General features: G+C 68.9%; 15 protein-coding genes and 7 pseudogenes. 10 read left to right on the top strand and 12 right to left on the bottom strand.

The genetic code is table 11. From position 1 onward, the window contains the following. Positions 1–704: 704 nt before the first annotated feature. Together AB0L74_RS33780 and AB0L74_RS33775 are read right to left on the bottom strand one after the other, a co-directional pair. A pseudogene (locus tag AB0L74_RS33780) lies at positions 705–1939 on the bottom strand (molybdopterin-dependent oxidoreductase); the annotation flags it as partial. 390 nt (positions 1940–2329) lie between these two features. Next, the gene (locus AB0L74_RS33775) at positions 2330–2608 is read right to left on the bottom strand and encodes a hypothetical protein (protein WP_365661100.1); all 279 of its coding nucleotides are present in this window, start codon (positions 2606–2608) and stop codon (positions 2330–2332) included. A gap of 222 nt (positions 2609–2830) precedes the next feature. Between AB0L74_RS33775 and AB0L74_RS33770 the strand changes: the two genes are divergently transcribed. The 3 genes from AB0L74_RS33770 (at position 2831) to AB0L74_RS33760 (ending at position 6619) form a co-directional block, all read left to right on the top strand. Further along, positions 2831–4006 carry a PP2C family protein-serine/threonine phosphatase gene (locus AB0L74_RS33770; protein WP_365661097.1) on the top strand — a complete coding sequence of 392 codons (1176 nt, stop codon included), beginning with the start codon at positions 2831–2833 and terminating at the stop codon, positions 4004–4006. A 341-nt stretch (positions 4007–4347) separates the two neighbouring features. Beyond that, positions 4348–4917, top strand: coding sequence for a DUF6328 family protein (locus tag AB0L74_RS33765; RefSeq protein ID WP_365661094.1), 570 nt, complete (start codon positions 4348–4350; stop codon positions 4915–4917). 187 nt (positions 4918–5104) lie between these two features. After that, positions 5105–6619 (top strand): GMC family oxidoreductase N-terminal domain-containing protein, encoded by a 1515-nt coding sequence (locus tag AB0L74_RS33760; RefSeq protein ID WP_365661091.1) that lies wholly within the window; start codon positions 5105–5107, stop codon positions 6617–6619. 11 nt (positions 6620–6630) lie between these two features. Here AB0L74_RS33760 and AB0L74_RS33755 read toward each other — a convergent pair whose 3' ends face one another. Both AB0L74_RS33755 and AB0L74_RS33750 read right to left on the bottom strand, forming a co-directional pair. Then, positions 6631–7899: a cation:proton antiporter gene (locus AB0L74_RS33755; RefSeq protein WP_365661088.1), complete on the bottom strand. Its 1269-nt coding sequence runs from the start codon at positions 7897–7899 to the stop codon at positions 6631–6633. A gap of 208 nt (positions 7900–8107) precedes the next feature. Continuing rightward, a complete protein-coding gene (locus AB0L74_RS33750; RefSeq protein WP_365661085.1) occupies positions 8108–8440 on the bottom strand; it encodes a DUF3140 domain-containing protein in 333 nt (110 codons plus the stop codon). A 365-nt stretch (positions 8441–8805) separates the two neighbouring features. On the opposite strand from AB0L74_RS33750, the pseudogene AB0L74_RS33745 reads away from it, so the two are divergent. Then, positions 8806–9015, top strand: a pseudogene (locus AB0L74_RS33745) (thiamine pyrophosphate-binding protein); the annotation flags it as partial. A gap of 590 nt (positions 9016–9605) precedes the next feature. On the opposite strand, the gene AB0L74_RS33740 reads toward AB0L74_RS33745, so the two are convergent. After that, positions 9606–9998 carry a hypothetical protein gene (locus AB0L74_RS33740; protein ID WP_365661106.1) on the bottom strand — a complete coding sequence of 131 codons (393 nt, stop codon included), beginning with the start codon at positions 9996–9998 and terminating at the stop codon, positions 9606–9608. A gap of 620 nt (positions 9999–10618) precedes the next feature. Beyond that, on the bottom strand, positions 10619–12001 hold the full coding sequence (locus tag AB0L74_RS33735) for a choice-of-anchor P family protein (RefSeq protein ID WP_365661082.1): 1383 nt from the start codon (positions 11999–12001) through the stop codon (positions 10619–10621). A 712-nt stretch (positions 12002–12713) separates the two neighbouring features. Between AB0L74_RS33735 and AB0L74_RS33730 the strand changes: the two are divergent. Beyond that, positions 12714–13091: pseudogene (locus tag AB0L74_RS33730) on the top strand (SPFH/Band 7/PHB domain protein); the annotation flags it as partial. 500 nt (positions 13092–13591) lie between these two features. On the opposite strand, the pseudogene AB0L74_RS33725 reads toward AB0L74_RS33730, so the two are convergent. Further along, positions 13592–13945 (bottom strand): annotated as a pseudogene (locus AB0L74_RS33725) (MBL fold metallo-hydrolase); the annotation flags it as partial. Positions 13946–14082: 137 nt separating this feature from the next. Between AB0L74_RS33725 and AB0L74_RS33720 the strand changes: the two are divergent. From AB0L74_RS33720 to AB0L74_RS33705, 4 genes and pseudogenes are all read left to right on the top strand, one after another. Beyond that, positions 14083–14415: a glyoxalase superfamily protein gene (locus AB0L74_RS33720; protein ID WP_365661079.1), complete on the top strand. Its 333-nt coding sequence runs from the start codon at positions 14083–14085 to the stop codon at positions 14413–14415. Positions 14416–14451: 36 nt separating this feature from the next. Continuing rightward, a pseudogene (locus AB0L74_RS33715) lies at positions 14452–14876 on the top strand (helix-turn-helix domain-containing protein); the annotation flags it as partial. 383 nt (positions 14877–15259) lie between these two features. Then, on the top strand, positions 15260–16669 hold the full coding sequence (locus AB0L74_RS33710) for a hypothetical protein (protein ID WP_365661076.1): 1410 nt from the start codon (positions 15260–15262) through the stop codon (positions 16667–16669). Between the two features lie 463 nt (positions 16670–17132). Next, entirely contained in the window at positions 17133–17993 is an 861-nt protein-coding gene (locus AB0L74_RS33705) for a hypothetical protein (protein ID WP_365661073.1), read from the top strand. A gap of 342 nt (positions 17994–18335) precedes the next feature. Here AB0L74_RS33705 and AB0L74_RS33700 read toward each other — a convergent pair whose 3' ends face one another. Genes AB0L74_RS33700 through AB0L74_RS33690 form a run of 3 tightly spaced genes read right to left on the bottom strand, consistent with a single transcriptional unit; the run spans position 18336 to position 22380 of the window. Beyond that, positions 18336–19430, bottom strand: coding sequence for an MBL fold metallo-hydrolase (locus AB0L74_RS33700; RefSeq protein ID WP_365661070.1), 1095 nt, complete (start codon positions 19428–19430; stop codon positions 18336–18338). Further along, positions 19427–20137, bottom strand: a complete 711-nt coding sequence (locus tag AB0L74_RS33695; protein ID WP_365661067.1) for a response regulator — start codon at positions 20135–20137, stop codon at positions 19427–19429. The genes AB0L74_RS33700 and AB0L74_RS33695 overlap by 4 nt, the downstream gene beginning before the upstream one ends. A 2-nt stretch (positions 20138–20139) precedes the next feature. Next, complete coding sequence (locus tag AB0L74_RS33690; protein ID WP_365661063.1) at positions 20140–22380, bottom strand: ATP-binding protein; 2241 nt, start codon at positions 22378–22380, stop codon at positions 20140–20142. A 302-nt stretch (positions 22381–22682) separates the two neighbouring features. Here AB0L74_RS33690 and AB0L74_RS33685 point away from each other — a divergent pair, with 302 nt between their 5' ends. Further along, entirely contained in the window at positions 22683–22904 is a 222-nt protein-coding gene (locus tag AB0L74_RS33685; RefSeq protein ID WP_365661103.1) for an RICIN domain-containing protein, read from the top strand. A gap of 369 nt (positions 22905–23273) precedes the next feature. On the opposite strand, the pseudogene AB0L74_RS33680 reads toward AB0L74_RS33685, so the two are convergent. Further along, positions 23274–23622, bottom strand: a pseudogene (locus AB0L74_RS33680) (MBL fold metallo-hydrolase); the annotation flags it as partial. 342 nt (positions 23623–23964) lie between these two features. Further along, positions 23965–25059, bottom strand: a pseudogene (locus AB0L74_RS33675) (phosphoketolase); the annotation flags it as partial.

The raw sequence follows: 25059 nt of genomic DNA, 5'->3' as shown, positions 1-25059 counted from the left end.
CACGTTGCCGCGCAGGTAGATCAGGGCAGCGGCCACGTAATCGGCTGCTCGCCGGTATGCCGAACCATCCTGGTGTGCCGGGCTCATGCTGACGGGCCTCCGTTCCCCGAGGTCCGCGCGGGTACCCCGGGATACCGCGGCGCACACGCCGCACCGTCGCCGCTGGTTCCCGGACCGTCGTTTCGGACCGTCCAGAGAGCCATCCTGCCCAGCGGCCTGATCGCACGTGTGCGTGCTCACGGCGGGCTTTGCACGGCAGAGCCCTGGAATGAGCCGGACAGCTCCGGACGGCCTTCGCAGACGCATTCGTGTCCGGCTGACCCGACTCCGGAACCGACCGGCCCTGCCGCTCGTCGTCACCGTCGTCAGCTCGCCCCGCTGAAAATCCGAAGCGACTATGTACGGCCCCCGCGGCCGCGGCCTGTGCGCCGAGCTGATCACCCCCTCTCCGGCCTGCCCTGCCACCGCTGACCTGCGTCCCCGCCCATGACGCGACCGACCAGCCCGGCCTCCACTTCGGCACCCCGGCACTGCAGCGCCGCCGGACGGCGGGTCTGCGCTCCCGTCGGCGGCTCAACTCTTCGCCGGCCATACGGGGGCGAGGGATGTCGCGTCACCGCTCCTGTGAGGGCGGGGCGTGCGCAGCGCGATCATGGCGAGGTCGTCGTCGTTGTCGTCGGGGCGGACCTGGTCCAGCAGCACGTCGACGCCGCGTTCAGCTGGGGTGCTCGGGCGGTCTTGGTACGGGTGTGGAAGTGGTAGACGGTCCGGCCGGTGGTCAACTGGAACGGATACTCCTCGTCGGGCGGCTCGTGCGGTGGAAGATAGTCGGCCGCCCTGAGCATGGCCTTGCCGTCGGGGTTGAGGGAGCGGTACTCGACGACCTCCTGGGCCGCGCCGGTCACCAGGTCCTTGCCGTAGGACTCGCACACGTCGGGGTGCGCCCAGCCGATGCCGTCGGTGTAGAGGCGCTCGGTCCCGTCCGGGGGCCTGGTCGTTGCACGGCCACTGGATGCCGCTGCCGCCTCACAGATCTCGGCCGCCCATGCCGGGGTGCACTTCTCCACCCGGGCGGCGAGGACCTCGAAGCCGACCGCGTGCGCCGCGATGTAGTCGTGGTCCACACAAACGGTGCGGATGATCTCGTGCAGGAGAGCGTGGAGCAGGGCGAGGTTCGTACCCAGGCGCGGGGTCAGGTGGACGGCCGCCCTGCGAGCCGCCTGGGTAGGCTGCGGGTCCACACAGACCAGGCGTGGCGGATCGCCGCCCGCCAGCCGGTCCAGGACGCGCATCCACTGCACGGGCTGGGTCTCGGCGAGGTTGTGCCCGAACCGCGCGATGACGTCGGCGTGGTCGATGTCGTCGTAGCAGCCGGGTTGTCCGTCGCAACCGAAGGTCTCCTTCAGCGCCTCGGCGGCGGTGAGGTGCACAAGCGGGTGTTGCCGTCCGGGTGGTTGGTGCCGATCCCGGCGCGGGCCAGGACGGCGAGGGTGTAGTACTCCTCCAGGAAGAGCTGGCCGGAGGTGTAGAAGCCGATCGTTCCCGGACCGCGCTCGACCAGTAACTTCCGTGAATGGGCGACGATCTGCCCCATCGCGGTGTCCCAGTCGCTCTCCACCAGTCGGCCGCGTTGCCGGACGAGCGGCCTGGTGAGACGGTCGGAGGAGGCATTGGCCTGCCAGGCGAAGAGGTCCTTCGGCCCGAGCCGGCCGTGGTTGACGCGGTCCTGCGCCCGGCCGCGCGCCCGTCCACGACGGCGACGTCCATGGCGTCCCCGTCGGAGTGGAGGATCGACGCGGTCTGCACCCACCGCTCCACCTGGTCCGGGGCGACGCCCTCCGCCAAGTTGGGTGTCCACGCGCGCGGGCCATGGCTCGTGCCGCCCGTAGGGGGTCCGGGCCTCCCCAAGGCTGCGCGACCGGTCCACCGATGAGTCCACGCCTGCCTCCCAGTATCCGCCGCGGCCGCTTCTGCGCGCCCTGACGCGCCGCCCGGCATCGGTGCCCCGTGCTCGTGGTGGCTAACGTTCTCGGCCGACGGGGCGCGTAACGTCGCGTCGGCCCGGCAGACGATGTACACGCCCGCGCACACCTCCGCCGAGTGAGCCGCCTGCCGACGGCGTCAGCTCTCGTCGCACAGGTCGTCCGGGCCGAGCGCGGCTTCTCCATCGCCTGTCGCATAGTGCGTCCGGGAACAGGGCCACGCACCGGACGTCGTATTTCTCGCTTCCCGGCTCGGGCACGATCATCACCTCCTGTGCCGGACGAGTGCCTTCCGCAGCCATCGGATAAATGGTCTTCCTCTGTGCTCCGGCGTGCGGCCCGGCTAGCTAGTCGTCGCGGAAAACTGCCTGCGGCAGGTCGATCGGACTAATACTCGCCATGGCCGTCTCCTTGCTGTTCTGACGGCGTTCCTGGTCGAAGCCGTCACGCCGGGCCACCGACATGTGCATCGTCACCAGGCACAACAAGCCGCTGTCGAGAGCCCGTGTGAGGGCGTCGATCACTGCGAATGACGGCTGGTGGCGCAGGTCGCTGCCGGGCCGGATGGACAGCATGGTGATCGGCGGTGACGATGTCACCGGTGCGCACTCAGCACCCGTCTCCATTAGCCGCTCCTGCCCGTCAGCGCGTGAAGGACGGGGTCGTGGAGGCCATCGGCCGAACGCCTGCCCAGGGACCGACCAGCCGATGGGTCCCGATCACCGAAGACGACGCAGGGCGGTGCGTCCGGTGCGGCCTGCGGCCTGGCCGTCGAGGACGAGAACCACGACGCGTCGTGATTCCCGGGGTTCGCGGGAGAGAAGGGCAGAGAAGCGAAGGAGGCTGATGTGGTGGATGGCCGGTGCGGACTGGATGAGGTTCTCGCGGCGGCGGAGGAAGCCGCACCCGTGAAGTCGATCGACGTGGTCAGTCGCAACCTGCGTGACCGGTTCGGCGCCACCGACGTGTCTTTCCTCTTCCTGGCCCTGGCCGGGCAGGAACTTGTCCGGCTGACCGGCACCGACGCATCGCAGGGCGAGGGGAAAGCCGACCGGGTCACGTTGGACGGCAGCGTGCATGACGAGGTGCTGCGCACCCAGAGACCGATGGTGACACCCGGCGAGGAGGGCGAGCGGGTGATCGCGCCGGTCACCAACCGCGGTGACGTGGTCGGAGTCCTGGAACTGGCTCTCCCCCGAGTAGGCGAGGGCACGCTGGCGCAGATCGCGCAGGCCGCGCACGCGCTGGCATACGTCATCGTCACCGACCGCCGTTTCACCGACCTCTACCACTGGGGGCGCCGGACCACACCGGTGAGTCTGGCCGCCGAGATCCAGTACCAGCTCCTGCCGACCGCGTCCTGCTGCGAGGCCGACCAGTTCACCCTGGCCTGCGCCCTGGCCCCCGCCGACGACATCGGCGGTGACACCTACGACTACTCCCTCGACCGCGACACCCTGCACCTGTCCGTCACCGACGCCATGGGGCACGACGTGGACTCCGCCCTGCTGGCCACCATCGCGGTCAACGCTTCCCGCGGTGCCCGCCGCGCCGGGTGCGACCTGGCGGAACAGGCACGTCAGACCGACCGGGCCATGCTCGACCACGGTCGAGGCGCCTGGGCCACCGGCCAGCTGCTGCGCATCGGCTTGGACGACGGCCGTGCCCAGTTGGTCAACGCCGGCCATCCCTGGCCACTGCGTCTGCGTGACGGCACCGTCGAGGAGGTTCGCTTGCGGGTCGATCTTCCTTTCGGGGTACACGCTCCCGCGCCCTACCAGGTCCAGAGCCTCGACGTGCGCCCCGGCGACCGGCTCCTGCTGTACACCGACGGCGTGCAGGAGCGTGCCGCCCACGCCGTCGACCTTCCTGCTCTCCTGCTCGACACCCGCCGTCTGCATCCGCGGGAAACAGTGCGCGCTGTGGTCGGCGCCGTCCTCAGGGCATGCGGAAACCGCCTCCGGGACGACGCTACGGTCCTGTGTCTGGACTGGCACGGCACCCACGCCCGCAGGGACCCCTGAGCCGGACCAATGCCGGGCGGCAGCCTCCGCGGGCGCCGGCCCTCCGCAAGGTGACCGCGAACGTGGAAGCGACCAGTTTGCTTGACCGCGCAGCAGTTGCCGGACGACCGGCACGACAGCCGCAGGAGCCCAGCATGACGGGTCTGCCCCGGGTGAAAGGCCGGTGAACCCGGTCACGTGCGCACCGCGCGGGCGGGGTGCGGGGCCGACAAGCGAGCAGGCTGGCATGTGGGGCCGGAGAACCTCGCGAACGGTTCGCTGCTTGCTGCCCCGGGTCCACATGACCTGTATGGGAAGCCGGTGAGCGGGGCAAACGGTCCGCCTGGGCTTCGGGAGGACGCATGACGAGGACGGAACAGCCGACCGGGACGGCGAGGGAGGAGACGACCTCCTGTGGGTGCGACGACAGCGGCTGCCCGGGGTCAGGTGCCGAGGTGCCGGAAACGCCCCGTGAGCGGGTCAACCGCCGCTGGAACGAGATCCTCCAGGAGACCCGGGTCACCCAGACGGGCGTGCAGATCCTCTTCGGGTTCCTGCTCAGCGTCGTTTTCACCCCCACGTTCAGACAGCTGGAGGCGCTGGACCGCGGAATTTACGTCACCACGGTGGTGCTGGGAGCGGCGGCCACGGCATCGCTCATAGCGCCCGTGTCCATCCACCGCTTCCTGTCCGGTCAGCGCATGAAGGACGAGGTCGTGGAGGCCGCCGGCCGCCTGATGATGTGGGGCATGGTCCTCCTCGCGCTGACCATCGGCTGCACGCTCCTGCTGATCCTCCGGTTCGTGATCCCCGGCGTCTTCGCCGAAGTACTCGTCGGTGCCGTCATGGTGTGGTTCGGTCTGTGCTGGTACGCGCTGCCGTGGGGGCTGCGCCGCCGCGCCGCTCGGCGCTCCGGCACCCGCGAGGCGTAACGCACCGCGGTACGCGGCGGACGACGCGTCGCGGCCGCCCGCAACGGCAGCGCGCCTTTCCCGCATCTGAACCAGGGATCTCCGTCGTCCGTCCGGTCGCTTTCGCTTCCACGCACGCGTTCGAGGGCCGGACTGCGGACATCCTCCTGCGGAAGCCGTCGGACGGCCCGACGAGGAAGTGAGCGCGGTGAACGAGTGGGACGTCATCATCGTAGGTGCCGGATCCGCCGGAGGTGTCCTGGCGGCCCGTCTGTCCGAGGACCGTTCGCGTTCGGTCCTGCTGCTGGAAGCCGGGCCCGACTACGGGAGCACGGTCGGCGGCCAGCCGGACGACGTCGCCCACAGTCCGGCTGCCGCACACAGTCACGACTGGGGCTTCGAGAGTGTGCCCGGTGCGCTCGGCCGCCCCGTACCGCTCCCGCGCGGCAGGCTGGTGGGCGGTTCCTCGGCGATCAACTCGGGCATCGCGTTGCGCGGACAGCCCGAGGACTACGACCGCTGGGCGGCCGCGGGCAACACCGGGTGGTCCTTCGCCGGCCTCCTGCCCGACTTCTGCCGTGTGGAGCACGATCTCGACTTCGCCAATGCCTGGCACGGCACCCGCGGACCGGTACCCGTACGACGTCACCGCCCGGGCGAACTGAACGCGCCGCAACGCGCCTTCCTCGGCGCGTGCGCGGCACTGGGACATCCCCTCATCGACGACCACAACGCACCCGGAGCCATCGGCGCGGGACCGGTGCCGGTCAACCGCGTCGACGGCGTGCGGCAGAGCACCGCGCTGACCTACCTGGCCCCGGCTCGCGATCGTGAGAACCTCACCGTGCGCGGCGGGGTCCTCGTGGACCGGGTCACCGTACACAACGGCCGTGCCACGGGAGTGCTGCTCGCCGACGCCGCGGGGACGGAACTGCGCGCCCGGGAGGTGGTGCTCGCCGCCGGGGCCTACGGCAGCCCGCCCATTCTGATGCGCTCCGGCATCGGACCCGCGCGGCACCTGCGCGCCTTGGGCATCCCCGTACTCGCCGACCTTCCCGGAGTGGGAGGCAACCTCCAGGACCACCCGGCGGTCACCCTGGCCTTCGGCACGGCCCTCGTCCCGCCCGGTCCACGGGAGCCTGTCCTCCAGACCTTCCTCACCTGCCGTTCGACTCCCGGGGAAGACAGGGCGAACCTGCACATCTTCCCGCAGGGACCGGAGGAGGACGAGCACGGCGGCGCGGTCACGCTCTGGGTCGCCCTCATGCGGCCCTGTTCCCGGGGACGCCTGCTGCTGTCCTCGGCCGACCCCCACGACGCGCCACTCATCGACGTGGGCTTCCTCCGCGATCCGCGCGACCCTCCCCGCCTGGTTGCGGGCCTGCGGCACGCCCGGCGCCTCGCGCGTACCTCGCCCTTGAAGGAACTGCTGGCGGAAGAGCGCTCCCCCGGCCCCGCCGTCACCACCGAAACGCAGCTGACCGAGGTGCTGCGCCGCACGGTCAGCGGCTACCAGCACGCCGCCGGCACCTGCCGTATGGGCCCGCCCGAGGATCCGCGATCGGTCGTCTCGGCGGAGGGCGCCGTGCACGGTGTGGCGGGCCTGTACGTCGTCGACGCCTCCGTCATGCCGGACCTGCCCGCGGCCAACACCAACCTCACCACCATGGCCATCGCCGAACACTTCGCCCGAACCCGCTGGGCGACGCCGACGGACCCCTGACCGCGCCGGTGTCAACTCTCCGGGTGCGCGGGCGCGGTGCCGCGCAGCCGGTCGAGACGGGACACGACCGGTCCGGCGGTGACACCGTGCAGGACGACGGAGGCGAGCACGGTGAACGTCACGACCGCCCACAGCTCTCGCGCCGGTACGGGGAAGGTGTGCTGTCCCAGGGCGTAGGCGAGGTAGTAGAGCGAGCCGATGCCGCGGATGCCGTAGGCCGCGGCCACCCAGCGCTCGCTGCGCCGCATGCGCGTGCCGAGGAGGCCGGCCCACCCGGACAGCGGTCGGATCACGCACAGCAGCATCAGCCCGGTGAGAGCTCCCTGCCAGGTCAGCGCGGCGAGACCGCCCAGTGCGATGAAGGCGCCGAGCAGGAAGAGCACGACCGCGGTGAACAGACGCTCGACCTGTTCGACGAAGTCGTGCAGGACGTTGTGGAAGCCGTGAGCGCGCTCCGCCGCCCGGATCGAGCAGGCGGTGACGAACACCGCGAAGAAGCCGTACCCCTGAAGCATCTCCGTCACCCCGTACGCCAGGAAGGTGGCACCCAGTGCGACGAAGCCCTCCCGGTGTTCGGACAGCCGCAGCGCCGCGGAGCGGGGCCGGAAGAACAGCCAGCCCAGCAGCCGCCCGACCAGCCATCCGCTCAGCAGACCGATCGCGCACTTGGCGGCGACCTCCTCCAGCGCCCATCCGCCGATCCAGCCGGCCGACCAGCCGCCGCCCGCCGCGGCCGCCAGCGCGACCGCCGCATAGGTCAGCGGGAAGGCCAGGCCGTCGTTCAGGCCCGCTTCGCTGGTGAGGGCGAACCGCACCTCGTCCTCGTCGTGCTCGTCCTCGGTCGGCTCCCCCACCCGTACCTCCGAGGCGAGCACCGGGTCGGTCGGCGCGAGGACGGCGGCCAGCAGCAGCGCGGCGGCGGGCGGCCAGTCCAGCAGCCACCAGGCCGTCAGGGCGGTGAACACGACGGTCAGCGGCATCGTGACGCCCAGCAGCCGCCATGTCGTGGCCCATCGGCGCCGCCCCACGGGCCGGTTGAGTGCCAGCCCGGCGCCCATCAGCGCGATGATCACGCAGAGCTCCGCGATGTGCTCCGCCATCAGCCGGTCGTCCATCGGATCGATCTCGGGCAGCGGCAGTGGAAGCAGGTACACCGCCACCCCGCCCACCAGGAAGACCAGCGGCAGCGACAACGGCCGGCCCGCCACCACCCGCGGCAGCACCGCCGCGAGCAACGCGCCCGCCCCCAGCCACGCGAACACGGCATCGCCGATCGTCACCGGCCGCTCCCTCCCGTCGTGACGCCGTGGAACGCCCCGCCCGTGCCGTACGGGACGACGGTCCACCGCCGCTGCCCGCCAGCACGATCCCGGCGGCTTCGATGGGGGCCCGCCTACCCCGGCACGGCCCTTGATCACCTGCGAGTGGCAGGTCACCGCCTGCGCCGCCCCTCCTGTCCGCAGGGGCGGCCGCTTCAGGTGTTCCGGTTCAGCCCAGCGGGTCGTGGCCCCAGTTCATCAGCGAATACCGCCACCGGGTGTCCCGGACGTCGCCCGAGGGCCGCTGAGCGAGGTGCCGGCGGATGTAGCCGACGACCTTCCGCATGTGCTCGTAGTCGTCGTCCGAGAGGTCACCCTTCTTGGTCCGCAGGATGGCGAGGATGCGCCGGCCGGAGGCATGTCCGGTGGACTCGCCGCCGTCCTTGTGCTGTCCGGCGCTCTGCGACTCCTCGGAGGCCAGCCACTTCTCCAGCGCGGCCGGCGACATGTTCACCAGATCACGGAACTCGTCCCAGGTCTCTTTCCGCTCGTCGTCCCGCACACGGCACCACATCCTTCTTCCTCACCGCACCCCCCGGCTTCGGTTCTCCCCCGTTCAGGGTGAAGGCCCCACACCCGCGCCGCAGCTCCGGGCCAGGAGCGCCGAGCCTTCCGTGCGGCCGGATGCCGTCCGACGCGGCCACACTGGCGTACGCACGGCGGGCACCGCCGCTGCCGCGAGGCCGAGGTCCGCACCCTGTTCACGGGCTGCGCTGAGCCGACGGAGCGGCCCCGGGATGCGACGTTTCCCCCGGACCTGCACGGTTACCCATGGAAGGCCGTCACGCCCCGGCCGCCTCCGCGGTCAGACCGGACAGGGATGCCCAGGACCGCCGGCACCTACGCAGATTCAGAAACGGAGCTTCCATGGCCAGCACCAAGGTGCCCGGCTACATCCTCCAGCGACTGCGTGACTGGGGCGTCGACCACGTGTTCGCCTATGCCGGCGACGGCATCAACGGACTGCTGGCGGCCTGGGGCCGGGCCGGGAACCAGCCGAAGTTCGTCCAGGCGCGGCACGAGGAGATGGCCGCGTTCCAGGCCGTCGGCTACGCGAAGTTCTCCGGGAAGGTCGGGGGCCTGCCGTTCGTCGGCTATCCGGACGGCGGCGACAGGACGGGCAACCGTGCCGGCAGGCAGTTCCAGCTCGACGTGTTCGGTGAGGCGCCGCAGTTGTTCGCCGCGGCCGCCCGCCACGGCGCCCTGGATTCCCGAGCCTCGCGCGCCCTCCACCGTGGCCGTGCGGGCCGTGGCCGAGCGGTGGGCTCGGCCGGACGCGGGGCTGTGGGAGCTGGACGACCGCTGGTGGACGCACTCCCGGCTGTGCCGCGTCGTGGGGCTGCGGGAGCTGTCCCAGACGCTGCGCACGCCCGCCTCCGCGGACTGGGCCCGGCTGGCGGACCGTGTCCTGGAGGAGACCCGGGCGCGCTGCCTGCATCCGGACGGGCACTGGCAGCGCGCCGACGACGACCCCGGCCCGGAGGCGGCGCTGCCTGGCACGGGGAGCCGTGTCCCGCACCGACCCCAGCCTCGCCCTCACCCGCTCCGAGGTGGTGCGCCTGCTGGCGGAGGACGGCTACGTCTACCGGTTCCGTCAGGGGGGCGGGCCGCTCGGCGACGCGGAGGGCACGGTTCCTGCTCTGCGGCTTCACGATGGCACTGGCCGCTCACGCGCAGGGGCTGGAGGTCGAGGCGATGCGGTGGTTCGAGCGCATCCGCTCCGCCTGCGGGCCGGCCGGGCTGCTGGGACCGGTGAGTCGTTGCGGACCATCTCGAACAGCAGCCGGGCGCGGCCCCGGGTGGTGCTCCTCCTCACGGGTGGCCCGGTAGCTCGGGCACATCAACGGGTCCTTGGGCAGCAGTTCCGGGGCGTCGGAGCGGAAGACGGCCGTACAGCTCGGTTCGAGGCCGACCACGGGTGTGCCGCGGCGCAGGTCCTCGCGCGGGACGGCGAGTGTGCGGCGGTGGACCCGCTGGGCGGTGGAGATCCAGGTCAGTCCGCCCCTCGGCCATCGTGGTCCCCGCGCGGGGTGGCCCCGCTCCGAGATGAGCGCCCGCAACCCTGCCGGCCTGGTCTCGGCGGATGCGGGGGCTTCGCGATCCGGGGGTACACCTGATGACACATCAAAACGAGCGTCAAGATGCCTCGGCCAGCGTCATTCGACCGTCAAGATTCCGCCCGTAAAGCCCATAGCGCACATCATGCCCACATAAGAAACCTCAGGTTGGAGTCCTTCGCGGCGTGTTCGAGGATCGCCACCCACTCCACATGATGCGCCATCGGAAAGATGTCATGACAAGCCGCATCGAACATCAGCGTAGGTCAGCACAGGCGCCGACGCTCCCGCCGCGTCGTCCTGAGCGCCTTCGTGCCCGACCCGCGCCCTGGCGCGCCAGTTCCGTCCTGGGGTACGCGAAGCGCGCGGGATCCCGGAGCCGGGGAACATGGAACCCGGACGCCGGTTCCCTGCCTTCGGAGGCTGCCGTGCGGGCCCGGCCTCCACGCCTGGCCGGAGACTGCCCGTGCCTATCCGGGCACACTCGCGCTCGTCCGGCGCACCGGTGCCGACTGGCGCTCCCTCTCACTTCGTTGCCGCGGTTCCCCTCCCGCACCCCAGGTGTCCTGCCGTGCCGGCCGGCGGTCCGGCACAGCAGGACGTGCTGCTGGTGCTCAGTCGCGTCAGGGGTTGGGACAGGGGCCCGGCGTGGGAGTGAGTGAGGCCCTGGTGCCGCTGACGATGATGTGTACACCGGTCAGCAGTTTGACGTGCAGGGCGTTGACGACGATGCCCTTGCCGTTGCCGTACGGCCTCTGCTCGTTGAGGGTCACGGAGCCGACGAGAGGGATGGTGATGCCGGTGTTCGGGGCGGGATGCGCTGTGACCGTGATGCCGGCCACCTTCGTGTCGGTCAGGACGGAGCTGCCGCTCGTGGACACCGGCCCGATGCCGTCAGGCGTCACACTGCCGGTGGCAGTGGCGGTGGCGGTGATCTCCTTCGCGGAGATCGTCCCGCCCAGCAGGTTCACCTGCGCGGTTGTGGCTTTAGCCGTGGCGGTGCGGGCACCGTTCGTGCCGACAGTCCCCTCTGCCGATGTCTGGATGACTCCCAGGGAACCGAGGGAGCCCAGCGAGGCATTGAGCAGATCGGCGTCGTCGGTCCCCGGTTCCTGCGTGCAGGTGACGTCGGACGGCGCGATGGGCGGCACCGCGTCGATGACAGCGTCGACCTCGGCGCTGTAAGCGTGCGCGTCCATCAGCAGGGAACCAAAGGTGACGGTGGCGCAGCCCGGCGCTTCGACACCGACACGCTCGGTGGTGGCCGCCGCGCACAGGGTGTACGAGGCGCCGCGCGCCGAGGTCACTTCGACCTGGACGGTGCAGGCGTCCTGCCCGTCCGCGAGGTTCCCGGCGGCGGTGAGCCTGTCGTTGTCCGGGGAGATGGTGACGGTGCCGGCACCACAGGTGGTCGTGGCGGTGGACGGGTCGGACACGGTCAGGCCGGGGGGCAGTTGCTCGGTGAACGACCAGCCGTTCTTGGCTGCCTTCTCGCTGGTGTTGGTGACGGTAAGGGTGAGGGTGCTGTCCGCTCCGGCAGGCAGGGATGTGGGGCTGAAGGCGATGTCGAGCTGGGGGGTGGCGTCCAGGAGCCGGACGTTGTCGAAGGCGCCGTCGTTGCCTATGCCGCTGGCCTGTGCGTTGATCAGCCGGATACCGGCTGAGGGACCGGAGAACAGCACGGCGTTGTTGCCGGCGTAGGTGCCTACCGAGGTGCCGTTGACGACTTGGTCCGGATCGGTGCAAGGGTTGATCGGCGTGGTGAACGTCTCGATCGCGGTGCCGCCGTCGAGCAGGTAGAACTCCAGCAGCGGGTGAGCGGCGAAGCAGTTGCGCGCGGCCGCGTCGACCGAGAAGGTCAGGAACCGGTTCTCCCCCTCGAGCGGGATGGGCTTCACCGTCTCCAGCTCGACCTTGCCGGCCCCCGGATTGCCCTCGGTATAGGCGGCGACGGCGTGGTTGGTGGCCGGGTCATCACCGGACCACTGTCCAAGTGCGCTTGCCATGGATTCCAGCGGTCCCCAGTACGGGCCGCAACCGCTGCCGGGCGGGCCGCTGTCGGGATTGAGGGGAGAGACGATCCACCCGTTGCATCCGGTCAGCCACGCTGGATCGGCGGTGTACGACTGGGAAAGCGGGGGTCCTCCGGTGTAATCGGTGATCAGCCGAGGGACGGCGTCCTGCTCGTACTCGAAGTCCTCTTCGAACACCACAGCGGGCGCTTGCGGGATGCCGGGACTGCCCGGCGCCATCTCCCGCGCCTGGACAACGCTGGCCGGGCCAGTGAGAACCGCTCCCATGGCCAGGGCCAGGACGGCTATGAAACCCGTGCCGTGCAGTGCGCGTCCGCACGACCCGCTTCCTGTCGCATCTCTTCCTGACGGTAATCGTCTGTACATCTGTGTTTCCCTTCGTCGCATGGCCGGATATCCACGACTGGCGGGTGCCCGTGCCCCATACCCGGCGGATGCCGTCCCCGGGAAGATGTCCGACGCATGATCCGCACCGAATCGGGCATCCCCCTCGTCACCGGTGTACCGGAGCACGCCTGTGGTCGGGACAGTCTGTAGCCGTTAAAGCGCCGCCGCAGGGGCGCACGCACAAGCGCAGGGTGCACATCCGGCGCGCGAACGGCCACGCTCCGGCGCCGCGAACGGCATCGCCGGTCTGGCCAGTTCCACCGGATCACCGGCCACCTGCTGCTCAGAACCCTCAATCGCCGACCCGAAGGTCCTGGCCTACAAGTACCTGGAGACACTCCCGCACCTGGCAGGCAGCGACAACAACACGTTCTGGGTGATCCCGGGCGAGCTGACCGAGGCGGTGCGGACCGTCACCCGCGCGTTCGGTGACGACTCGGCAGCAGGCCCAGCCGAGTCCGTGCAGACCGGGGAAGCCGCCACCGCCGACGATGGCGACACGCCGGTCACTCCCCGAATGGCGCGGCTCGACGCGGGCTCGACGGTTCCCCTCGACGCCGCCACGGCTGCCGGCGAGGCCGAGAAGGAGGCCGCCGCCGCGGTGAACGACGCCAAGGCGGAGGCCGAGGCCGCGAAGTCTCCCCAGGTGCGCCGGGGGCGGACGTCCGGCGACTGAGCCTTCCCGACGGCCGTCCCGCTCCCCTCCGAGCCCCAGGCCGGTGCCCCGCGGCTGGCGCAGCGCCGAGGCGTCATCTCCCGCACCCGCCAGTGCCCGCCCGGGCGGGCACGGCGGGGACCCCGACCATGGGCCCCCGCCCACGGACGGACCACTCGGGGCGGGACCGGTGGTGGGACCGGCCCGCGAAAGCCGTCGGCGCCCGGACTATTCCCGGTAGCGCGGTGGGTGCGTCATTGCCGCCAGGTCCAGTCAGTGATCGTGGCCGGGTCGACGCCGGTGCGGCGCAGTTCTCTGCGGGGCTCCTCGCGGTGGCGGACGTACCGCTCCGCGAGGTCCGGTGGCTGCCGGGCGCCCTCGCAGATGGCCCACGGCCTTGTCGAGGTCTCGTTCCCCTGTCGGTGGCGCTCCGTCCAAGGCTCGCAGCGAACGATCCTGCTCGTCAGCAGGGAGACGCTCCAGCATCCGCACCATCTCCCCAATCTCGTCCCCGACTGCCCTCACCGCTCACCCGCGAGGTCGAGATCACCCCTGCTTGTCTCATCCACACCTTCAGCACCCCGGGGACGCCGCCAGGGGTGCGCGATCGGACCGGACACCGCCCGCCACCACGGCTCGACTGGCAGCTCCCCCGCGGGCTCGAACGGTTCGCCGGGCCGGGGGAACGCCACCGCCTGCCCGGCCTCCTCCGCGGCGTCCTTCGTCCACTCCCCCGGCTCCGCCCACGGGTGCGGAGCCAGGTTGAACGTGCCCCAGTGGATCGGCAGCAGCACCCCGCGCTCCCCGCCCGGGCCCTGCACATCGAGGTGCGCCCGGACGCCCTCCTCCGGGGTCATGTGGATGTCCGGCCAGAAGTCGTTCTTGATTCTTTCAGCCCACAGCGACTCAACCGCATCCCCCGGTCCAGCTCGTTTCTTCGACCGCAACTTGGTTGGCAACTAGTTGCCGCATCAAGCAACGTTCGCTCTGGGCGGTCTGCGACGATGTCTCCATGGACGAAGAAGTGATTCCCATTCTTCGCGTCGAGGACGCTGCGGCGGCGGTCGCTTGGTACGAGCGGTTGGGCTTCGCCAAGCAGTGGGAACACCGCTTCGAACCGGGACTTCCCGCGTTCGTCGAGGTCGCCCGGGGCGGGGTGCGGTTGTTCTTGTCGGAGCACAAGGGCGATGCCCGCCCCGACACGTTGGTCTACCTCCGCGTTCGTGATGTCGAGGCCATCGCCTCCGAGTTCGGTGTGCAGACGAAGGATGCTCCGTGGGCGCGTGAGGTCGAGCTGCGCGACCCTGACGGCAACCGGCTGCGGATCGGCACGCCGACGGAATGACGCTCGCCGGCAGCACGCGGCAGGGAAGCCGTGCTGGTGGCTGAGCGAGTACGTGTCCGCGAGATCGATGACGACGAGGGGCAGCGCCTGCTGCGGATCATCCGCCGGGGCAGCGGGTCGGTGGTGACCTGGCGGCGGGCGCAGATGGTGCTGCTGTCCGCGCAGGGCATGCCGTGGCGAAGATCGCCGAAGTGACGTTCACCAGCGCGGACCGGGTCCGGGATGTGATCCACAACTTCAACGCCGACGGCTTCGACTCCCTCTACCCGAAGTACGAAGGCAGGCAACCCAGGACGTTCACCCTGCCCGAGCGGCGCGAGATCAAGAAGATCGCCAAGTCCACGCCGGCCGAGCACGGTCTGCCGTTCTCGACCTGGAGCCTGACCAAGCTGGCCGACTTCCTGCTCGTTGACGAGCTGGGCGTTGAGCAGCCGAAGATCCTGGGCGCGGATCGCGGCCTTCTCGTGGTCCAGCAGACGGGTGTGGTGGCGGGCCCGGACGAGGTGCCCTTCGAGCTCGGCGAGGACAACGTCCTCGAACGACAGGAGGTCGAGGTCCTGGTAGTACTCCGGAGCGTGGCCTGAGCGGCGGGCGTCGTGGGCGAGCCCGCCGACAAGGTCGGCGAGTCGATCAGGCCAGGTGGACATCCACATCGACGATCGGCAGGTCGGCCGGTTCCATAGGCATGCCCGCCAGTGTGAAGCCCTCAGAGCGCAGCGCCCTGCGCTTTTTGGGTCCGGCCACCTGCACCCCGTAGGCCCCGCGCCCCCACCACGTCTCCTGCCGAGCTCGATGTGGGAAAACCGCTGCCCGTGGGCAGGGCGGGCGGCTAGTTTCGGGCCGTATGAACGAGACTCTCCCTCTGCGCGAAGCCGTGCTGTCGTGGCTCGAGCACGCCCGCACCCTGCAGCCGACACCCCAGGCCATCACCGATGTCGCCCTGGCGGCCCTGCCGCAGTGGGACCTGCTGGAAGATGCGGTTGCTGCTGCGGCGCACAGGGACGAGCACCCCGACCTCTACGACAAGGTCGACGGGGACTGGATCCCGAGCTTTTCGGCCCTGCTGGGGGAGTCGGGCCTGGGCGAGGCGACACGCCTGATCGCCCAGGACGCGGACGTGCCCCTCTTCGAGGTCGCCGACAGTTTCGTCGCCTTCTGCACCGGCCCGGCACCGGTCCCCGAACGATGGCTGCTCCTCAACGCCGACCTCCCCCGCAAAACGCGCATCCAGCTGGGCCAGTACACCCTGCAGACCTTCACCCTAGACGAGCTGCGCCAGGCGGTCCCGATGCCGGCGCTCCACGGCCTGTGGTCCCGCAGCCTCGACCTCGGCCTGATCACCGACGCACCCTTCCTCCATGTCCCCGACCCCGGCCGCAAGGTCACCCGCCGGCCGACCTGGTTCGACCTCACCGGTCCGCGCGCGGGGGCCCAGCACTGGCAAGCCCTCCTGCCCATGATCCTGTGGGACAGCGAACTCCTGCGTGTAGATTCGGTTTTCACCGTCGCGCGCGGACGCCGCTTCGACCTGAACCCCAAAGACGTACCGACCACCATCAAGATCTATTCAGTCCCGTACGGGAAAGAGCAGGAGTCCGAGGTTCGCGACACCGGCGACTTCCACGTCCCAGAGAAAGACCTTCCGGCCCTGACCGTCTTCTGCACCGCGATCTCCTCGAAGATCGACGCGGTCATGGCAGGCGCATCCCACCGGCTACGCATCCTCAACCGGCGCGCCCGGCGCCTCGAACGCGCCGCCCGCCATCTCCTGGCCGCCTACCAGCGCACCTACACCGACGACACCGTCTGGGAGGTGGAGGCCGACGAACTGCACCTCGACTACGTCATCGCCCTGGAAGCCCTGCTGATCAGCCCAAAGGACGACCGCGAAGGCATCGCCAACAACATCCGCTCCCGCGCGTCCGCCCTGTTCCTCACCCCCGAACGCCAGAAAGCGGTTGGGGACATCGTCCACCGCGCTTACAAGGCCCGATCCACGTATGTGCATGGCGACGTGATCAAAAACCAGACAGAGCAGGAGAAACTGGAAGAGCTGCGGGCTCTAAGACTCCTGACCCGGCAGATCATCCTGCGCTGGCTCGTCCTGACCCCTTCCGACACCCACGACCTCGCGCCCCTACTCGATGCTGCCGCCCAGGGCACCGGCCGCGAAGAACACATCGATCGCCCCCTGCGCGCCTTCTTCACCACCACCCCGCCCAGCAGCCCGCCCGCCGACATCACCGCCACCTGATCCCCGGCTGAAAACTCCGCCACCCGCCCGCGCCGCACCCCAGGCGTCTCGGCGATACAGCCCGCCGCCAGAAGTTCAGGCCGCGCTGATACTCGGCTCCGCCTGGACCGTTTGAACCCTCTCCTCCAGCCAGCTGTCCCGTACGCCTGCCAGTCCTCCACGCACCACGAGCCGGCCTCCTGCGATCCCGCCCAGCGCCCCGCCTCTCCAGGGCCGCTGAAGGGAGGCTGCCCCTGCCGCAGGACGGTGCCGGGGTCGATTCTGCCCCGAGTGTCAGTGCTGCTCTGCATAGTTCCGGTCATGATCAACAACTTGGACAGGACCGACTGGGCGTCCCTGGGGCACGCCTACGGGGCGGCCGATAATGTGCCGGGGTGGCTGCGCGGCATGGCGTCGCCCGACCCTGCCGTACGCGAGGAAGCGTTCGGCAACTTCTACGGCGCCGCGCTCCACCAAGGGAGCGGTGGCCAGTGTTCCGTTCCTGTTCGCGATGGCGGACGACCCGGCGACTCCTGACCGCGGGGAAGTCGTCGCGCTGCTGCTCAGCATCGGGCGGGAAGCGATCGACGCCGAGGAGATCTACGCCGTCGTCTGCGGCGAGGACGGTGAAGAGTCCACGATCTACCCGGACACCGCGAACCTGATGCGCGAGCACGCCGACACCTTCGTCGCCTATGCCGGTGACGCCGACCCGCGGGTGCGCCGGGCGCCGATCGAGGGCCTGGGGCTCTTCCTCGACGATGCCGAACGGGCGGTGGGGCTCCTGCAGGACCGCCTCGTGGAGGAGAGCAGTGCCGTCGAGCGTCTGTTGGTGGTGCGGACCATGGCCGATCTGGCAATCCGTCTGCCTGCGGCCGCTGCGTCGGCGCGGGCGTGGCTGGATGCGTTGGCCGACAGCGACACCACTGATCCGGACACTCGTCTGGCGGCGCTCGTCCACCGGGCCCGCTGCGCTCCCGATTCCATCGACGACCAGACGGTGCCGACCGCGATCGAACTGCTCCGCCAGGTCACCCCCGCGCCCCGGCCCGAGGAGGACAAGGAGCGCAGAGACCGGGATCCGTCCCGTCCGTGTGCGTGCGAGGCCGATCCCGAACCCGACCCGAACGTTCCCGGGCACGTCGCGGCCGCCTTCGCCGACCTCGAACGCCACGAGCGCGTCCACGCCGCCGCCACCCCTTTGCTGACTGCTTTCCACACGGCCCTGGGCGCGCGTGTCGAAGATCGTACGGCTTTGCTCACTGAGCAGCTGTGCAGCCCGGACCCTGGAACCCGCTACGACGCCATTGACATGGCACGCAGTCTGATCACCTCCTGTCGGTGATGGCGATTCGTGAAAATGGCCGGGGTCGCTCCTCGCCTCACATGGTTGCTTCTTGATGTATGTGGGGAGGCTGGGGAGCGAAGAGCGGGCCTTGATCACCCATGGCTGAGTGGTCGTCTCAGTTGGCGTGCAGGACGAGTACCCATACTCAGGTGTATCCGCGGATGGGGCGGCATGCTGGCGAACATGCAGCGTCCTTCGGTGTAGTTGGATCTCGGCCTCGCGATCGCGCTTCTACCGGTCTCGGTCACGCTTATCGTCTGGCTCGAGATGCATGTGATGCTCGCTCCGTTACACCAAGGCGGTTTGGGCCGAGATACAGCTGGATGCGTCCACCTAGTGTTATCTGACGCTGCTGTCAGTCGAAGGATTCGAGATCGGCGACGCTCCCGTGCGGCACAACGGCAACGTTCCTGTCTCCGTCCCTGACGCCAACGCGAGCACGAACTCGCCATGACGAAGCAGCGGCGGCGCGTACTGGAAGCCGTTCTCGGTGCGGGTGATCACGATGCTGCCTGCGCAACAGCGACTCGTGGAGCGGCCACGGGCCATGGCCTTGGAAAGGTGCCCTTCGGATGGCGGCGGGGAACCCACCTCGTGGCAGTGGACCGACAGCTGCGTGCAGGCGATGTGTGCGTCGGGTGCCGCCGCCCGAACCCCTTCGATGATTTCTGGTCGTGGATTGGCCGTCCGGCCGCTCGTCCCCATCGAGAAGATCACCATGCGCGGGTCCACTGCAGACGTGAGCGAGCAGGCGAACTCCACCGGATCCATAGCCCCGGGGAGGCCACCGTGATGCGGGAAGACGAGAACATCCGCGCAGAGTTGCTGACTTCGGCGATTCAAGATGTCTTTCAAGCCGACGCCGTCGATGTCGCTGGCGAGGAGCACAGCAGCCGCGCCGTCGAGATGAATTCGGATGACGGCGGACATGGTGTTGCTTGTCACCGTGCCGAACCGGGCATCGCGCGTTCGCGGACCCGAGAGCGCCATCAGCGACCGGGGATGACACACTTCGAGCTCCGCCCTGCCCACCCGGATAGGCAGGCCCGTATCCGTGTAGACCGGGAGGATGCCTGTGATGCGCTTGTCGTCCGACACAAGCTGCAGAGTTTCCTGCAGGTGCCGCCACGCCCGAGTATCCTTGGACGCGTCGACGTTGACCCGGACGCGGCCGAGCGACCACTGCGGGTCCAGGAGGAGCCTGTTCATTCCCGCGATGTGATCGTTGTCGACGTGCGAGACGATGACCTCCTCAAGGTCCGTGCAGCCGAGTCTTTCGAGTTCGGCGTGTGTGGTGTCGTCCGCTGCGTCGACAACCGCGCACCGTTTTCCGTCGCGTACGATGGCGGAGTTGCCATGGCCGACATCCAGGATCGTGACCGCCAGATCGTCCTCAGGAGAGGCGCTCTGACGGGGGAGAAAAGAAACGGTCACAGGGCGCTGACTTCCTCGGACAGTTGGGGGGCCAGGGAAATGTGCGCGAAGCAGAGGTCTTCAGCCCGAGGGGCGTAGCAGTTAACCTCGGCCCGTAACCAGGTGCCTGGCAGCAGGACGTCGGCCGGGATCCCGGTGTCCTCCTCGAAGCGTAGGAGTGGCAGGTGCGCCACCTGCGTCAGACTCCAGCCGCTGACCAGCACCTCGGCATACGGCGTTGCGCCTGCCGGGTGCACGGCGAGAACCTCGACCGGGGTGCGGAACCGGCTTCGCTCTCGTGACCACTTGCCGGCCGCCTCTTCGAGGGCGTATCGGACGGCGCCCAGGACCTCTTCTTCGTCGGCCTGCTTGGGGACAACCGCGGGGATATCGGCCCGCCAACGGTGGATGGAGGATGCCTCGTGGGTGCCTACATGCGAACTCATAACGATAGCCGGGAGCTTGTGAGGGCTGCTGTTGGCCCGTGCGGCGAGCTCCGCTCCCGTGAACGCGACCGGCCAGCTGTTGCTCAGCTGGTGGTCGCAGACGAGTACGTCTAGAGGGGGGAGCGTCGACAGATACTCCTCCGCCGTGGCGCGGGGCTGCGGCCGCGGCATGATCAGAGCCTGCATGTCGAAGTCTTCGAAGAGCCGACCAAGAGCTTCCGCGTCGGCCTTCACATCGTCCACGATGCCGACCTTGCGGACACCCTCAAGATGCGGAGCCATCGTCACTCCTCCCGTTCGTCGTTCGTAATCCCGGCGGGGGTTGCCGCCGAGGCAGGCAACTCGACCAGCAGTCGGGCCCCACCCAAAGGACCTTTTTTGACCGCCTCTTGACGGCCCTGCATGTCGCCGACTGTGTCACGGACAATGGTCAGTCCCAAGCCTGTCCCGCCGTCTCGCGTCGTGAATCCGGGGACCCAGATCTCTTCGGTCGAGGCATCCTGGATCCCTGGGCCCGAGTCATCCACGATGAGGCGAATCCACGGTGTGTCCTTGTCGACGAAGGAGCGCGTCGCGAGATGGATCCTGCGCTCGGAACCGCCGTCCGTACGCGTCAGCGCGTGGATGGAGTTGACGAGCAGATTGGAGACAATAGATTCGACCGCAGCCTCGTAGGTCCGTACGCGAAGGTTGTGGCAGTCGAGGTCCTGGGTGACGTGAATGCCGCGGTCACTTAGGAAGTTGTGAAACAGCCGCAATGTGGCCAGACACACTTCGTCGATGTCCACGTATGTCAGATCGCGCTTCTTGCGGACAAGGAGTTCCAGGGGGAGCTTTGCAAAAATCTGCAAGGTGCGGGCCCCGTCCGTAATGGCGCTCAGAGACGGCTTGTAGCGATCGTCGACGGTTGCCGGATCCAGGTCCCGACGCACCCTTCGGTCGACCGTGCGCACTTCCTGGAGGATGCGATCAGCGGGCTGCTGCGCCTCATGGGCGAACACGGCGGTACTCGTTCCCACAGTGGCGAGGGCCCGGTAGAGGAGCAGCTCGGAGTGGAGATCCTTGATCTCTCGCAGACGCTGGTCCGCGAGGAGCTGCGAGGTGGTCAGAATGCGCTGTACCGATGCACGGTCGAAGTTGCCATCCAGACGGCCCTGGCTGTCCGCAAGTTGCTCTTCAAGAGCCTTCTTGGCCTCAGTGAATTCGGCCTCGGCATCGGCCGTCTGCGCCTTCGCACGCTTGCGTTGTTCCTGCCGTTCGGCTTCACGAATCTGCCGACGGCGCTGTGATGCCCACTCGATCGCGGACCGGGCAAACTCACGTAGCTCACCGAAGGCCGCGTTCTGGACGAAACCGCTACGGTCCGTCTTCGGCTGGAGACGATCTTCTGGGTCGTTGACGACCAGAGCCCCTACGGAGTTGTTCGTGTATGGCCGGAATTCGGAGAGCACAGCACGGCGGACGTTGATGCTCAGCCAGTCGTCGTCAGGGTCGCCGTAGGGCTGGACGCGCAGTCCGTGGTGATACAGGTGCACACCGCCGACATCTGCGAGCCAGTTCTTGATCTCCGGTGTCGGCTGAATCGAGTCACGCAGGGCGACCGAATGCCTCGGGTTGAGGTTGAACATCCACAGGTCGAACTTGGCCGCAGGGGCACTGGTGAAGAGACGTTGGCCGACATCGATGGTGGTTCGGCGTCGGCCTCCTGCCGCCGCGGACCGAAGGTCATCTGCCGTTGCGGTGCCGATCAGATGCCCGTGGTGGTCCCTGAGTTCCGCCGACTGGCTGCCATCTGCACTGAGCCGCCCCGACAGGTGGAACTCGGCCCACTGCAGATGTTCATCCGTCACGGCCGAGGTAAGATCCTCGTGCCCAAACGCCGTTTGATTCCAGAGGATCTTGAAGGTCGACTCGGTCTGAAAGGGGCCCGTGAGCAGGGTGAGCGAGCGCGTCAGTCTATCGACATCGGCGACGCTCAGCGCTTGCCGGAGATCGTGTATCTCGATACGAGTTCCCACGCGGGCGTGAGGCGGGACGTCGCGGAGTTCGAGCGCTACATCCTCCACCGCACGAGCGGAGTCTAGTTCGTCCCAATCGATGCCCAGGGTGTACTGCACCCCTGGGGTCGCCTCGGATCGTGTCGTGACCTTCACGCGGCGACCCAGGCGAAGAGCCGCCAGACGCCCGAGACCTTTCTCGCCGACCCGCCTTCGTCCACTGCGGGTGAACGGCGACGAAGGTTTCCTAGAACTGCCGATGAGCAGGAAGTCGGAGGTGAGCTCGGCATCGGTCATCCCGTGTCCGTTGTCCGACACGATGATCGAGCCGCCAGGGCGCCCGGAGTCGACCAACTCGATGCTGCACTCAGTGGCGTCGGCGTCGTACGCGTTGCGTACCAACTCCATGATCCCCATGTCTGGATGCGGAACGAGTTCTTCACCTAGACGCGTGAGGATCTTGGGCGCGAAGCGCAGATGATGCCTGGCCAACCGGCGCCGCCTCTCGTGAACAGTAGATCCCAGCATGCTAGCTGCCTAAAGACCAGACTGGAGCTGTCTTCTGACGTTTGGACACAGATGGTTGTCAGTGCTCGGTAGCGGGCCGGCCTGCGATCTTCAGTCGTCCACAGAACAGCGACAGGCACCCCTCATGGGTGTATCTTCACGAGCCTTTGTGGATTCTGTATCACCGCTGGTCAATGCCGGTTTCCCAGAGGCTTCAAGGAGACTATCTGAAGTTCCGGGGCACACAACGGATCGCCGTCGCACTCCTCCACCACCCCGAACCGTCGATCTTCCATCTAATCCTGGTGGCGGGCCTGTAACGACTGCCCGATAAGGCTCCCCACCACCCCCCTGAACCCGGAAAGCGGCGACGATGTTCTTCAACGGCCCCGCCCGCGTGCAACGGCTACGTCAGGCTGATCAACCGCAACAGCGGCAAGTTCCTGGACGTCTACGGGAGCTCCACCACGGACGGGACTGCGATCGTCCAGTGGATGTTCAGCACCGCAAGCAACCAGGAGTGGGCCCTACGAACCTCGTTCTGACCACCCGCGTCCCTGGCTCGGTGTCTCCGCCGAACCAGTTCCATGCCGCACCCGTCGAGGGCACACAACCGCACACCTTCGGTGCCAGGAATAGTGGCTCTTCAACCCCTTTGCCTGCAACAGCATCTGTAGGCAAGAAGCACCTCCGCTGGGCCCATTGGGAAGACGCTGCTCAGCGCTCCACGATGCGTGCTCGGACGACGACCCGAGACGGACCTCCCAAGGACGGCAACGGCCTGAAACGCTGATAAGGAGCTTGGCGCTCCACCCTAGGCGCCCCACCCAAGGCCCGGAGCGCACCGTCACGCGCCTCAGCCGGGAGACGCCCCAGCATCCAGAGCATCTCCCCCAGCTCGTCCCCGACCGATCTCACCGCTCCCCCGCGAGGTCGAGATCACCCCTGCTCGTCTCGGCCACACCCTCAGCACTCCGCGGACGCCGCCACGGGTGCGCGATCGGACCCGACACCGCCCGCCACCACGCCTCCCCCCGGCACCTCCCCCGCCGGCTCGAACGGCTCGCCCGGACGCGGGAACGCCGCCGTCTGCCCGGCCTCCTCGGCCGCGTCCTTCGTCCACTCCCCCGGCTCCGCCCACGCATGCGGCGCCAGGTTGAACGTCCCCCAGTGGATCGGCAGCAGCACCCCGCCCGCAGCGCCTCCCTGCAGGTCAAGGTGGGCCTGCACCCCCTGGGCAGGCGTCATGTGAATGTCTGGCCACATGCCGGGCAGCGGCGTATAGTCCGTGTGGTTCTTGGGCCACATGCCGGGCAGCGGCGTATAGTCCGTGTGGTTCTTGGGCCACAAGTCGTTCTTGATTTTCTCAGTCCACAGCGGCTCAGCCCTATCCTTTGGCCACGGTCACGCAGATCACGGAGAGACTCACCGCGGCTACCGAGGCGCAGCCGCCCGTGCCCGTCCGGGTGGCACGGCGAGGAGCCCGACCATGGGCCCTCTCCTACGAACGGGCCGCCCGGTTGCTCCCACCAAGGACGGGGCCAACGGTGGGGCCTCGATAGCCGTCGGTGCCCCGGACTATTCCCCGTAGCGTGGTGGGGCGCGTCATTGCCGCCAGGACCAGTCGGTGATCGTGGCCGGGTCGACGCCGGTGCGGCGCAGTTCCCTGCGGAGCTCGTTGCGGCGGCGGACGTACCGCTCTGCGAGGTCGCCGGTGGCGGCCGGGCGGCCGCGCAGATGGCCCAGCGCGGTGACGGCCAGGTCGTGCCGCGAAGTGCCGTTGCTGACCAGCAGGTCGTACGGTGTGGTGGTGGTGCCTTCCTCGATGTAGCCGCGAACGTGGAAGCGGCCGGGGTCGGGACGCCCGTGCAGCAGTTGGTGGACGGCCGACGGATAGCCGTGGAAGTCCAGCACGACCGGTGTGTGCCGGCCGAACAGGTCGGTGAAGTCCGCCTCGTGCAGGCCGTGCGGGTGGCGCTCGGGCGTGGCGAGCGCGCACAGGTCGACGATGTTGACGACGCGGATGCGCGCGTCCGGCAGGTCGCGGCGCAGCATGTCGGCCGCGGCCAGCGTCTCGACTGTGGGAATGCCGCCCGCACAGGCGAGGACGATCTCGGGGTCCTCCCCGTCGTGGGTGGACGCCCAGCGCCATGCCGACGCTCCGGCCGCGCAGTGGCGGCGGGCGTCGTCCAGTCCCAGCCACTGGGCCGCGGGCTGTTTGCCCGCGACGACCACGTTGATCCTGCCGGTTTCGTCCAGCAGCCGTTCCATGGTGACCAGCAGGGTGTTGGCGTCCGGTGGGAGGTAGACGCCGGTGACGGTGTTCTTCTTGGTGAGCAGGTTGTTGATGAACCCTGGGCCCTGGTGGCTGTAACCGTTGTGCTCTTGGCGCCAGCCCTCGCTGGTGAGCAGATAGGTCAGGCTGCTGACCGGAGCCCGCCACGGCACCTCGCGGGACATCTTCAGCCACTTGCCGTACTGGTTGAGCATGCTGTCGACAATGGAGGCGAACGCCTCATAGGTGGGGAACAGGCCGTGCCGCCCGGTCTGCAGGTAACCCTGGAGCCAGCCCTGGCAGCTGTGCTCGGACAGGATCTCCATGATTCGGCCGTCTGGGGCGAGGTCCTCGGCGTACTGCTCGACCGGCCAGGCGTAGGCCCGCTTGCCGGCAGCGAGGACGGCGTCGAGTTTGTTGGAGGC

The sequence above is a fragment of the Streptomyces sp. NPDC052020 genome (assembly GCF_040680575.1).
In the GTDB taxonomy this organism is placed as follows: domain Bacteria; phylum Actinomycetota; class Actinomycetes; order Streptomycetales; family Streptomycetaceae; genus Streptomyces.
Note: the sequence above shows the minus strand (reverse complement) of the source record. Positions and strands in the feature narration are given on the sequence as shown.